The sequence below is a fragment of the Stutzerimonas kunmingensis genome, from assembly GCF_002929225.1.
Taxonomy (GTDB): Bacteria; Pseudomonadota; Gammaproteobacteria; order Pseudomonadales; family Pseudomonadaceae; genus Stutzerimonas.
Genome location: NZ_PISM01000020.1, coordinates 41,186 through 53,614 on the forward strand (window position 1 = coordinate 41,186; position 12,429 = coordinate 53,614).

General features: G+C 57.0%; 13 protein-coding genes. 8 read left to right on the forward strand and 5 right to left on the reverse strand.

From position 1 onward, the window contains the following. Positions 1-262: 262 nt before the first annotated feature. The 5 genes from CW305_RS23735 to CW305_RS14940 all read left to right on the forward strand — a co-directional run bounded on the left by CW305_RS23735 (position 263) and on the right by CW305_RS14940 (position 4,709). Positions 263-463: a hypothetical protein gene (locus CW305_RS23735; protein WP_245891000.1), complete on the forward strand. Its 201-nt coding sequence runs from the start codon at positions 263-265 to the stop codon at positions 461-463. Positions 464-863: 400 nt separating this feature from the next. Then, positions 864-2,645 carry a copper resistance system multicopper oxidase gene (locus CW305_RS14925; RefSeq protein WP_044313815.1) on the forward strand — a complete coding sequence of 594 codons (1,782 nt, stop codon included), beginning with the start codon at positions 864-866 and terminating at the stop codon, positions 2,643-2,645. 12 nt (positions 2,646-2,657) lie between these two features. After that, positions 2,658-2,954, forward strand: coding sequence for a hypothetical protein (locus CW305_RS14930; RefSeq protein ID WP_080902054.1), 297 nt, complete (start codon positions 2,658-2,660; stop codon positions 2,952-2,954). Further along, entirely contained in the window at positions 2,944-3,888 is a 945-nt protein-coding gene (locus CW305_RS14935; protein WP_037004932.1) for a copper resistance protein B, read from the forward strand. The genes CW305_RS14930 and CW305_RS14935 overlap by 11 nt, the downstream gene beginning before the upstream one ends. 8 nt (positions 3,889-3,896) lie before the next feature. Continuing rightward, positions 3,897-4,709: a c-type cytochrome gene (locus CW305_RS14940; protein ID WP_020307708.1), complete on the forward strand. Its 813-nt coding sequence runs from the start codon at positions 3,897-3,899 to the stop codon at positions 4,707-4,709. A gap of 202 nt (positions 4,710-4,911) precedes the next feature. Here CW305_RS14940 and CW305_RS14945 read toward each other — a convergent pair whose 3' ends face one another. Beyond that, entirely contained in the window at positions 4,912-5,367 is a 456-nt protein-coding gene (locus CW305_RS14945) for a DUF305 domain-containing protein (protein WP_020307709.1), read from the reverse strand. Positions 5,368-5,971: 604 nt separating this feature from the next. Here CW305_RS14945 and CW305_RS23235 point away from each other — a divergent pair. The 3 genes from CW305_RS23235 to CW305_RS14950 all read left to right on the forward strand — a co-directional run bounded on the left by CW305_RS23235 (position 5,972) and on the right by CW305_RS14950 (position 8,136). Then, complete coding sequence (locus CW305_RS23235) at positions 5,972-6,265, forward strand: hypothetical protein (RefSeq protein WP_011914423.1); 294 nt, start codon at positions 5,972-5,974, stop codon at positions 6,263-6,265. A gap of 195 nt (positions 6,266-6,460) precedes the next feature. Continuing rightward, complete coding sequence (locus CW305_RS23240) at positions 6,461-6,796, forward strand: hypothetical protein (protein WP_011914422.1); 336 nt, start codon at positions 6,461-6,463, stop codon at positions 6,794-6,796. 1,010 nt (positions 6,797-7,806) lie between these two features. Further along, complete coding sequence (locus tag CW305_RS14950; RefSeq protein ID WP_003292133.1) at positions 7,807-8,136, forward strand: DUF2790 domain-containing protein; 330 nt, start codon at positions 7,807-7,809, stop codon at positions 8,134-8,136. A 233-nt stretch (positions 8,137-8,369) separates the two neighbouring features. Here CW305_RS14950 and CW305_RS14955 read toward each other — a convergent pair whose 3' ends face one another. From CW305_RS14955 to CW305_RS14970, 4 genes are read right to left on the reverse strand one after another with little or no spacing between them, the layout of a single operon-like run. Next, positions 8,370-8,705 carry a DUF1622 domain-containing protein gene (locus CW305_RS14955; protein WP_003298493.1) on the reverse strand — a complete coding sequence of 112 codons (336 nt, stop codon included), beginning with the start codon at positions 8,703-8,705 and terminating at the stop codon, positions 8,370-8,372. An 11-nt stretch (positions 8,706-8,716) separates the two neighbouring features. Beyond that, positions 8,717-9,520, reverse strand: coding sequence for a multiheme c-type cytochrome (locus CW305_RS14960; protein WP_003298494.1), 804 nt, complete (start codon positions 9,518-9,520; stop codon positions 8,717-8,719). Further along, complete coding sequence (locus CW305_RS14965; protein WP_003292130.1) at positions 9,517-10,206, reverse strand: hypothetical protein; 690 nt, start codon at positions 10,204-10,206, stop codon at positions 9,517-9,519. The genes CW305_RS14960 and CW305_RS14965 overlap by 4 nt, the downstream gene beginning before the upstream one ends. Beyond that, positions 10,207-12,423, reverse strand: a complete 2,217-nt coding sequence (locus tag CW305_RS14970) for a 2Fe-2S iron-sulfur cluster-binding protein (RefSeq protein WP_104098427.1) — start codon at positions 12,421-12,423, stop codon at positions 10,207-10,209. Positions 12,424-12,429 lie beyond the last annotated feature (6 nt).

The following is a 12,429-nucleotide window of genomic DNA, read 5'->3' on the forward strand; positions in this document are numbered from 1 at the left end:
TTCAATAATCTATTTTTCATCGCGCCAAGTTTAGCTTTGTGGACTGAGCTGATGATCGATTCAGCCGTTTTGTTCCATTTGAATGGCTTGGCGGAGAGCTCGTTGGCATCATCTGCCGCACCACCCACTCCCGATGCTCTATCGAATAACGCGCCACACGGCTCTCACTTCCGCCCACCGACCAAGACTCATCGAATCAACTCACACGACAACTATCCTGACGCGGCGGGTAATCGAACGAGAAATACTCGAAGTGCCCTCCGTGCGCGAACAGCTGGCTGATTACCGGCTGGTGCGCTTCGATATGACGCGTAGCGATGCCGAGCAACGCGCGCTGCTTGATCGCTATAAGCTGTTTAGCCCGCCGGTCTGCAATTGTTTGCCCCCAGTGGTGATGAGTGGCAGGACCTTCGCACGATTGGTTAAACCGACGCCGAGAGTTTTCTGGAACGACTGCGTCTAGCCGACGACCGAATGTAAAGCATGCAACCTGGTCGCTTCCGGAAGTGGGCAATGACTTGATCGTTTTAACGATGTTCCACTATCAAAATCGGTGACGACTGAAGTCAGCCATTTGTTGAACAGTCACACCGGAACTTAACAGTCAGAAAAAACGGTACCTGACAGAACTGTAATGTTTCGCTAAGGCCTGTGACAGGATGCCGCAGTTAAGTTGGCGTCGTGCCTGAAGAACAAAGCACTCCGTTCAAACGGAAACCGAATTGACGGATATTTCGAGGGGATCGAACAATGCTCCTGTTTTCATGCGTTGCCGAGTACTCCGGCTTGGCAGGGGCGGGCAGTCAACGAATCTGAGACCGGGTTGCTCACCACTGGCTCATCTGATTAATGGACATAACGGGATGCAAAGCAAAACCACAAGGCGCACTTTCATCAAGGGTCTAGCCGCCACCGGTATTCTCGGCGGCTTAGGCATGTGGCGTATGCCGGTCTGGGCCGTGACCAGTCCCGGTCAGGCCAACGTGCTGGCCGGTACCGATTTTGATCTTTTCATCGGTGAAACCCCGGTAAATATTACTGGCGCGGCTCGTACCGCGATGACCATCAATGGCTCACTTCCAGGGCCGACCCTGCGTTGGCGGGAAGGCGATACCGTGACTCTGCGCGTTCGTAATCGTCTGCAGGACGATACCTCGATTCACTGGCACGGCATCATCCTGCCGGCGAACATGGATGGCGTACCTGGCCTGAGTTTCCACGGCATCGCCCCCGATGGCATGTATGAGTACAAATTCAAGGTTAACCAGAACGGCACCTATTGGTACCACAGTCACTCGGGACTACAGGAGCAGGCTGGCGTCTATGGTGCTCTGGTGATCGATGCCAAAGAGCCGGAGCCGTTCAGCTACGACCGCGACTACGTGGTGCTACTAAGTGACTGGACTGACGAAGATCCGGAACGGGTTCTGGCCAAGCTCAAAAAGCAATCGGATTACTACAACTTCCACAAACGCACAGTCGGCGACTTCGTCGATGACGTCAGCGAGATGGGGTGGTCCGCAGCGATCGCTGATCGGAAGATGTGGGCCCAGATGAAAATGAGCCCGACTGATCTTGCCGATGTCAGTGGCTATACCTACACCTACTTGATGAATGGCCAGGCGCCGGATAACAACTGGACTGGTATTTTCAAGCCGGGTGAGAAAATCCGCCTGCGCTTCATCAATGCATCGGCCATGACCTATTTCGATGTCCGTATCCCGGGTCTAAAGATGACGGTGGTGGCGGCCGATGGGCAGTACGTCAAACCTGTTAGCGTCGATGAGTTCCGTATTACTGCGGCCGAAACCTTCGATGTAATAGTCGAACCCGATAGCGAGCAGGCCTACACCATCTTCGCGCAGTCCATGGACCGCACCGGCTATTCACGCGGCACCCTGGCCGTTCGCGAAGGGCTGAGCGCGCCTGTTCCTGAAGTTGATCCTCGCCCGTTGATCTCCATGAGCGATATGGGAATGGATCACGGCAGCATGGAGGGAATGGATCATGGCTCCATGCAGGGCGGCATGGCAGGCAAGGATCATAGCAAGATGGCAGGTATGGACCACGACAGTATGGCTGGCATGGATCATTCAACGATGGCAGGCACGGGTGGAGCGATGCAGTCCCATCCGGCCTCCGAAACCAATAACCCTCTGGTCGACATGCAGACCATGACGCCAACTCCCAAGCTAAATGACCCGGGAATCGGGCTTCGCAACAACGGTCGCCGTGTCCTGACTTACTCAGATCTGCACAGCACCTTCCTCGATCCGGATGGGCGCGAGCCGAGTCGTACTATCGAGCTGCATCTCACAGGTCACATGGAAAAGTTTTCTTGGTCATTCGATGGCATTGAGTTCTCTGACGCGGAACCGTTGCGATTGAAGTATGGCGAGCGTGTTCGTATCACCTTAGTCAACGACACTATGATGACCCACCCCATCCACCTTCATGGCATGTGGAGCGATCTGGAGGATGACAACGGCAACTTCCTAGTTCGCAAACACACCATTGATGTACCTCCTGGCTCGAAGCGCAGCTATCGCGTAACCGCAGATGCGCTAGGGCGCTGGGCCTATCACTGCCACCTGCTGCTCCACATGGAAATGGGCATGTTCCGTGAAGTTCGCGTGGATGAGTGAAGGAGATATCTAATGGGCAATTCCCCGATACGAAACCCCCTTTTCTGCAGTGCCGCAATGTTGAGCCTTTTGGCTGCCCTGTATATCCCAGTGTCGCTGGCCGAAGAAAATCACAGCGATCATGGACGGCACGCCGTTGACTCTTCCAAAGCTGCCAGTGAGAAGCAGCCTCCTCAGGTGCGAGGCCAAGGCCCAGCCAATCAGCAAATGGATCACGGCTCGATGAACCATGAAGGCATGGACCACCAAAAAATGACCGGTGAGCATGGCAGCGACCATGCCGAGGCAGATTCGAACCATGACCATTAAGCTATCACGTCCATCGCTCATTGCCCTGGCGGTGTCAATGAGCGCACTGAGCGGCGGCTTTACCTTTGCCGCAGAAGGAATGGATATCTCGACTATGGGCCGCGGCTCCATGCCGCTGGACCATAGCAAGATGGGCCACGGCGCCATGCAAGAGCAAATGGAAGGGATGGATCACAGCAACATGGATCACTCCCAAATGAACCATGGCTCCCCGAGAACCACCAGTCGTACACCGATCCCCGTCCTCACGGATGCCGATCGCCAAGCGGCCTTCGCGCCTCTGCCTGGACATACAGTGCACGATAGCGGCATCAACAGCTTCTTCCTGCTCGATCAGCTTGAATATCAGGACGCTGATGAGGGCAGCACCCTGGCCTGGGATGCCTCAGGCTGGGTGGGAGGCGATATCAATCGGGTCTGGTTTCGTTCCGAGGGAGAGCGTACCAACGGCGTAACCGAGGATGCCGAGCTGCAGCTGTTGTATGGGCATTCGGTCGGCCCGTGGTGGGACGTCGTTGCTGGCGTTCGCCAAGACTTCAAGCCCGAGTCTCCACAGACCTGGGCTGCCATCGGTATGCAAGGTCTGGCGCTTTACGATTTTGAAGCCGAGGCCACTGCGTTCGTTGGCGAAGGGGGCCAGGCTGCAGTTCGCTTAGAAGGCGATTATGACATCCTGCTGACCAATCGACTGATCCTCCAACCAACTGCGGAAGCCAATTTCTACGGCAAGAATGATTTTGAAAGAGTAGTGGGCTCGGGCCTGGCAAATACTGAACTGGGTTTGCGCCTGCGCTACGAAATCGTTCGCGAATTTGCGCCCTACATCGGGATTTCCTGGAGTCGCTCATACGGTAATACCGCAGACATGCTGCGCGACGAAGGAGAAGATGTTGAAGAGGTGCGCTTTGTCGCCGGCATTCGAATGTGGCTTTAGAGGTTAATATGAAAAAAACAATTACAACCCTCTTGGTAGCAGGCGCTGCTGGTACTGCTGCAATACTAGCTGGAGCCTATTCCGGAGTGATTAACGTAGGAGCTGACGATCCTCATCACCCTGCCGTGTATGCGTTCCTTTCAATGGCGCGTGATCGCTCTATTGAAGCGCGTTCCAAGGACATTGTGGTTCCCGATCTAGATGACGAGAATCTCATTCGTGGTGGCGCCGGGAACTACAACGCCATGTGCGTTGGGTGCCATCTGGCGCCCGGTGTCGAACTAACAGAGCTGAGTCAGGCGCTGTATCCAGCCCCTCCGAACCTGGCCAAGATTGGCATTGACGCAAGCCCCGCATCCGCCTTCTGGGTCATCAAGCATGGAATCAAGGCAACAGGCATGCCGGCCTGGGGCAAGAGCATGGGCGACGAATATATCTGGGGCATGGTTGCCTTCCTCAGCCAGTTGCCCAAGATCGACGCTACGCAATACCAGGCGCTCGTCGCAGCCAGTGGCGGTCACCAGCACGGTGGCGGTGAGAGTCAGACGCGAAATCACGATGGCCTAGATGGTAGCAATTCTGACCATCATGGCAATGTTGCCGCTGGAGGAGAGCCTGGACGTCGCGGTATAGCGGCAGCAGACCACCACGGCGGCTCAGCGTCAGAGTCCGATCACCATTCTGCGAGCAGTAACGGCGATGATCACCATGATGGAAGTAACTCCAGCTCGAAAGGCAGCAGCGCTACCGACGACCATGCCGAGCCATCCTCCAATACCCACACTCATACGGATGGCAAAGTGCACGTACATGGCAGCTAAAAGCAATGGGCACGTTAGGAAATGGCGCAGTAGTTGAGCTTTCCCGCGACAAGCGTCTTGCTACACCGACGTCATAAATGGTTATTTCGTGTGCTGGCCGCTCAGGTCAGCGCGCTTAATAAGCGTATGACCTCGTCGGAATCGCAGCATCACTTTTGCAAGAAGAATGGACCGGAGCGAGAAAGTCGCGCGATACCTTGCGTCAGTTAGCCCTGTCTAAATCATCAATCAGAAACATCATTTCAGAAATCTCTCGGCGCTGAGCCTCAATTATTTGATCCGCCAGCTTGCGAACGCGCGGGTCTGAGATCTGAGCGCGCTCACTCGTCATGATGGCTATAGAATGGTGAGGAATCATGGCCTTCATATAGTCGGTATCGTCGACAGTTGCCTGACTACGAACAAGCCACAAGGCAATAGCAAAGGAAGCTGCTCCGCCTGCGAATATCGCTACGTTCAGCGCCTTTTTCTTGTACATATTGAGCATGAAGGCGAGCATGATAATCGCCATGACGGATCCCATCACTATCGCCATCCAAGCACGGGTCTCACTCCATAAAACATGCTCGAACGTGTAAGTATTCAAATACATAACGCCGTACATGATGGCGGTTGATGTGGCCACCATCGCAGCGAAACGCCAATAAGACATTTTCATATCAACTCCTCTTGGTGATGTGCTGCCACAGTATTGCATTGACTAAAGTCTGCGTATTTTTCGATCATGCCGGGCAGTTGCGTTACTAATACTGTGAGAGCTCAGATTTGATAATCAGCCCTCGGTGTTACCTAAGAACGGACAAGCCGGGAGGCTGTGAGGTTTCGATTTTTTTAAAAAGCTTACAAAAATGTAATCTGCACCAAGTTTACTCGCTCTCGGGTTTGCGCAGCGCTGCTCCAAGTCGAAGTGACCATGCGCCAGTCTGGCTGCGTGACGCGCTTCCGTGATTTGGTGAGGAACACGGCGCGCCTGGTGACGCTGTACGACCTGTCGAACTGTGGATGTCTCCTCGATATTCGCTGTCGAATGTAGAAGAGGTAAGCCTTTAAGGGGTAAGGGGCGACATCGAGATCCTTGCGGTAACCAGTAATTGCGATTTGTGGAAGATCAGGTCGTTCAGACCTGTTTCCAGTTTCCAAAGCGCAGGAGCTGAACGTTTGTTGGCTGTCACTGAGGTTACGCCAATGTAATTTTAGGGACAGCATCCCGTAAGTATTCACCCGCCACACTCAAATCAGGCCCCAACACTGAGGAAAGCACAATGAAAAGCATGCAAAAGCTCGTTATCGCCCTTGTTCTAACCGCTACATCTCCTTTTCTCATCGCTGCAAATAAAGGCGATCAACCCATGAGACACGACCATACTGTTGGCGATGGTCATGAAGTGATGGTCAATCTGCTAAAAACCGGGCAAGTGCTAAGCGTGACCCCAATGGGTAATTCACCAGTGTCCGGAAGTGATGTAAGAACGTATGAGATTAAAATTAAAACCCCTGACGGAGTCGTCCATTCGGTCGAATTTCTCGGTGCCCCAGTAGGCGTTAAAAACGGCTGATACCACTTTAACGGACACCTCCGCGATATTAATACGATTATGGTTGTTGCAGGTATCAGCACTTACCCTGCAACAATCATCGATGCTTAGGCTTCCCTTTGCTAAGGGAACCCTAGACGTGCAGTTTATACTTGGGATGTTTGAGACAGAAAGCGAGCAATAGTTTTTTAAACGCAAATCGGGGAAGAGGGATAAATGATGAACCAAATTAGTAAAGCACTGGTGACGATTTCGCTAATTTCGGCAGCTTTCGCAGCCGTCGCCGGCACGGAACAAGAAAGTGCTATGCGGCACGATCACACTGTTGGGGATGGTCACCAAGTAATGCTGGATCTGCTGAAGCGCGGCGAGGTGGTGAGTGTGGCCCCTATGAATAAAGAGCGTTCGGATAATAAAGCTATAAATAACACACTTAAGGGAAATGTTAGGCCATATGAAATAAAAATTCGTACTCCAGACGGGCGACTTCACGCGGTAGAGTTCCGCGGAATGCCAGCCAAAATAAACAACCGCTCACATGGTAATAAATGACAAGAAAGTTATTTCTGAGTAGCTGCCACAGGGGTAAGCCGGATCATAATGTCTCCTTACACGGGAGGAGGATCCTGACAGCGTGTCATGCAACAATGGGCTGAGTCGGCCTTCTCGGCTCAGCTCAAAGCAACATGAGCGAGTGATTTAATTTTTCCACAGCACATACAATTTTTACATTCAGTTGGCGTCTACTTCACCAGTTGAGCGAATGTCTGTGGGGGACCCAGTGGTGCTGCTACGAAATCACTACAGTCGCTGTGGAAAACCACCAGTCCGCTCTGATATGCCGCCGATCGCGATCGCGTTCTCTGCCGCGAATATGAGGCCCTGACCAAAAGTGTGACGATACGCAGCGTTTTGAAGCTCCATTGCCATTCTGAATGCCGCCCCTTATGGCCGCGCCGCTATCGCCTCCTACATAGGCTATTACCAAGTTGAGTCTGTCATTGTCGAGCAGTATGTGGTCTTCCTCGTGATGTCTTCCAAAAGGCACCGATAATTGCCGCGGGTAGCTTGCAAACGCGGACGTCACGCAAAGCGATGCATGTGATCGACGAGACCCATCTTTTGGTCTGAGATCGCAGCGGTCAGTATCCCAGCTTTGAGCCGGGAAAGTCTGATGCGGCGCATATCGAGAATACGCCCCTGGTCGATGCCGATGCTGTTCTCTGCTCCGGCAGTGCCAGTTCTATGCCCCTTCATCAAGAGCCGAGGGGCGCCTGTCACCCGTCGGCCCGTCCTAGCCAGAAGCGCTGCGTGGATGGGCCTCTCAAATTTAAAACTTGAGCGCCTGCGACCCCCAGCTCAACGGCTGAATGATTTTCATATGGTGTGGCCGCTAGGTAACTGAGCCAATTAATCGGGATGGCTATGCTTGCTCGAATGCTACCGGCCCCACTTAATCCTTGGGTAATTTGATTCATAACACCAGTGTAATTACCGTGTCATATGAGTAACAGCTTGCCGCTCTTATAATTTCATCACACACGTTAAGTTAGGAGCTGGTTATGAAAGCTTTCAAGATTACGGCAGCAGTGTTTTTTATGAGCGTGAGCTCATTATCCTTGGCAGAGGGTAGCTCAGATCGCGAGTATGGCGAAATGATACGCGCGAACGAAAATACTATGCGGGAGTACGCTACTTCTGTCGGAAAGAAGCCTCCCGAAGTTGTCCATTATCGTTATGGGATGAAGTTGGACATCGCCAAGGTAATTCGTACCACGCGAACCGATATGACCTGCAACGATGTGATGCCGGCCCAAATTACCTATGAGGACTCTAAGGGTGATTTGGCGATTGTTGAGTATCGGGTCGCCGGAACGAACTGTCGGAGATAAGACACCACCTATCGACCCATCGAAGCCTGCATAAACGTAAGAGTCCGAGGCGGTAGTCGCAGCCCGAGACATGCTCCTGGTGCGGCGGTGGTCATAAGCATTTCAGCAATACAATCGTTACTAGCCTTGCCGTTTTTATGGCGAATCGGTGCGGGTACTGGCATGGGGCCGTCTGGGGAAACTGCCCAGCTGAGCGATGTGCTTAGTAGTACATACATAGCCGCGAGGGGTGCCTACGACTCGCGGCTTTTATTTTCCATATGGAGCGTGTAGCTGAGAAATGTTCGGACAAGTACTATCAAACCAAGTACTGCAACGTTTCGTAGCGAGGGCTCAATTACAACCGTTCGTATGACATCGGCAGCAACGAGGAATTCTAGTCCTAGCACAATCGCGCCGCCAATATCTTGCCGTAATGACCGGGAGCGATCCGTCAATGCGGCCCCTTTGTAATTGAAAAAAAAGCGATAGAGCGCTATGAAACTTCCGAAAGTTATAGCGAGCACCCCTGCAATCTCGAACCCGATCACCGCGATCTCAATCGCTGCATGAGGTGCCTCAAGGTTCATAGAAACACCCGTCAATGGTGGTCATAGATGCCTATTCCCCGAATATCGTTCCATGAGGTGGTCTGGTGGCAGAGATAGCACTGCTCAGGTTCCGCATTCCTGACACCCGCTATCGGCTTGGACATCATTCCGAAGTGCTCCTTGTAGTGGCTGAGCGGCGCGAGGTGGCACTGGCCGCACTCGGTGGAACTCGGCGGTGGATGCCGGTACTCGGCAATCGACCATGTGGTCGTGCCGTGGCATGTCGCGCAGTCGTTTCCGAAGACCTGGACGTGCGGGTCGGTGGTCTTGTGGCAGCTCGCACAGTCCAGCAGCGTCTCCTTGTAAGTCATGCCGTTGGCAAGCGAGAGGTTGCCCGGCAGCGCCTCGGGCCGGTGTGCCTTGAGGTGCGCGAGCAGCACCGCCCCCTCATGACCCTCCGGGGCCCGATCGAGCCATCGCACGATGATGTCGGTCAAAGCCGCATGGTCCATACCACGCAGGCTGCGGCCGGCGTCGTGTTCCTTGTGGCAGGCCACGCAGTTGTTCGAGCCGGCGATGTCGGCATGGAATGCCGTCGGTTGTCGCTGGACCAGGACGGTCTCGTTTGCATGGCAGGCCACGCAAGTCGCGTCCTCCACGCCCTTCACCGGCGTGTGGCACGCCGCACAGTCCTCTTTGAGAAACGCATGTGCGCTGGACAGGGGGCCCGGAGAGGCCATGTTCTGCCACGTCGCGGCGCGCTGCATTTGCGGAAGGTATGTCCACAGTGCGACTGCCGACACCGGCGCCAGGACCGCGAGCAGCGCGGCGAGGATCTTTCCCTTTCGACTCATCTGAACCACCGCAACCCGAAGTAGATGCCAGCCCAGATATGCAACGCCAGCAGAAGATAGAAGATGATCGAGAACGCGATGTGTGCCGACAGCCAGGCGTTGAACAGCCTGCGCACCCGCTCCTGGAACTGGATCGAGTACTGCAGATCGGCGGCGGCGGATGCCAGTGGCAGCAGTTCGGCGCTGGCCTTGGGCGTACCGGCAACGCCCGCTGTTGGTCCTTGCGCGTAGGCCCAGTACTGCCCATCCAGAAGGCGCCACAGCCCGTCGATCTGCGCCTTCTTCTCGCGGATGTTCTCCGCGACGTAGCGCAGGTAATGCTGGCCGATGAACCCAGTGAGCACGCTCAGCAGCATCGATGCCGTCAGCGCGACGCCGAGCGCACTCTGGAACTTGTGCCCGCTATGGAGGATGGCCAACAGCGCGCCTACCAAGCCGAAATAGACGTGCGCCTGCAGCAATGCGCCGAAGCCATGCTTCCTGGTGAATGCGCGGCGCAGCGTAGCGCTGCGCTTGATTACGGTGTAGGTGAGCGGGACGAGCATGAACGCCGCGCCTACGACGCCGAACACGCCACCCAGGAGGCTTCCGGCGAAGAAGGAAGAGCGGTGCACCAGGAAACCCAGCCACAGGACCACCAGCATCGAGAAGATGATCGTCGCGATGATGCGATCCTGGTTGCGCATCTACGCATCCACCGAGATATCGGCCGACGCTTTCGCCTGGCAGGCCAGGATCACGCCCGAGGAACGATCGAGTGGCGTCAGACCGTCGTCCACGTCCATGGTGACCTCGCCCGACAGCAGCTTGATCTTGCAGAGGCCGCAGTAACCCTGCCGGCAGGCATATTCGATCGGAACGCCGACCTCTTCGGCGGCCTCGAGAACGGTCTGGCCGGCCGCCAGCGGCGCCTTTTTTCCGGACCGCTCGAAGCTGCAGGTGACGGCCGTCGCCGTGTCGCCCGCCGACACCTCCAGGCCGGGAGGCACTGTCCTGGAGGGGCTCAGGAACAGCTCGGAATGAACCGACGCCAGGTCGATGCCCAGCTTGCCCAGTTCGTTGCGGACCGCGTCCATCATCACCGACGGACCGCACAAGTGGATGCGGCGCGAACGGATCTGCGGAATCTGCCCCAGCAGTTCGGCGGTGATGAACCCACGCGGGCCGGTCCATGCCGCCGATGACTCGTCGCTCAGCACGATGGACACATGCAGGTTCGGATGCCGGCGGGCGAGTTGGTTCAGCTCGTCGCGGAAGATCACGCTTTCCAGGTCCTTGCAGGCGTAGACCAGGTCGATCCGGCCGTTCCAGCTCTGGTCGGTCAGGTAGCGGATGGAACTCATCAGCGGCGTGATGCCGACGCCGCCGCCCAGGAACACGACACTGTCGGACTCGACGCCGCGGAAGGTGAAGCGGCCGTAGGGGCCGGACGCATCGAGGAGATCGCCTTCCTTCACCTGCTCGTGCAGGTAACCCGAGACGATGCCGCCGCTTTCGTGCTTGACCGTCAGGTCGCACCAGCCGTGGCAGCATGGCGATGAAGCGATCGAATACGAGCGCTTGACCTGGTTCCCGCCTGAATGCACCGAAAGCGTGAGGAACTGGCCGGGCTCGAACTCGAACGGCAGCGCACCCACGCCCTCCACTGGCGCCAGCCGAAACGTCTTGACCTTGGGCGTCTCCTGGAAGACGCGTGCGACCCGCAGCTTGCCCACCCAGCCGCCCATGGTGGACACGGGTGCGCGTGCCTGCGGCTCGCCCTCGGCCGGCACGCCCGGAGACACGGACGCCGCGGGGGCCGGCGCCACACCGGAACGAGGCGCAGCGGCGGGGGCCGGAGGCACCGGTGCCCCGGTGCGCAACGTGGCGAGGACCGCATTCGTGCGTCGGGTTCGCGCCACGTACATCCAGGCGGCCAGCAGCGCAAAGGCCAGCAGCAACGCCATCGTGAAGTAGTGGAAGCCCGACAGGCCGAAGACGCCGTGCGCCGGGGCCGTGGTCAGGGGATCGGTCAGGTTCATCTCGCGCCGGAACCACGCCAGCGCGATCCCCCGCGGCGCCTGTCCTTCGGCCAGTGCGCGGTAGGCCGACAAGCCGCTGTCGAATTCGCCCCAGGCCACGCGCATGCGGTCGGATGCTTCCTGCAGGCCGCCGTAGTCGTTGCGCTGGACCGCGTGCGACGCCTCCGACGACAGGGACGCCAATAGCTGGATCCCTTCGTGCATCCGGTGGTGGGCGAGCTGCTCAACGCTCGCGCGCCGCTCCGGCGGTAGATCCGGCAGCGCCATCAGCTGCGGATACAGCAGCTTGTTGAGGCGCCGATCCCGACCGCACTCGTCTCCGCGGCAGCCGCGCATCATGTCGTCCATCATGCCGCCCATGGAACCGGCCATCATGCCGCCCATGGAACCGGCCATCATGCCGCCCATGGAACCGGCCATCGATGCACCACTCGAAGCCGGCATGCTGGCAGTCGCGTCCGGGTGATGCGCGGCGTGATCGTCATCGCCCGCCGATGCGTCAGCCGGCGGTGTGGCGCTCATCGGCATGCCGTTCATCGAGCTGCTGCTTTGCGCCGGCATGCCATCGGCTGGCGCCGGCTGCGGTACCGCCATGCTTCCGGCCTTGTCCGGATGATGCGCGGCGTGATCGTCATCGCCCATCGGCGCGCCAGCCGGCGGCGTGGTGCCCATCGGCATACCAGCCATCGAGCCGCTGTCCCGGGCCGATGACGTGCCGGCAGCGTCCGGCTGCGCAGCCGTCGTGCCGCCGGTCTTGTCTGGCGGATGGGCTGCGTGTGGATCAGCAGCCGACTGAGCGCCGGCCGCTCCATGAGCCAGCAGCATCGCCAGCGTGGCCAGGGCGGCGACTCGCTTCCACCCCACGAAGCCTTCCGTCAGCACCGCGGC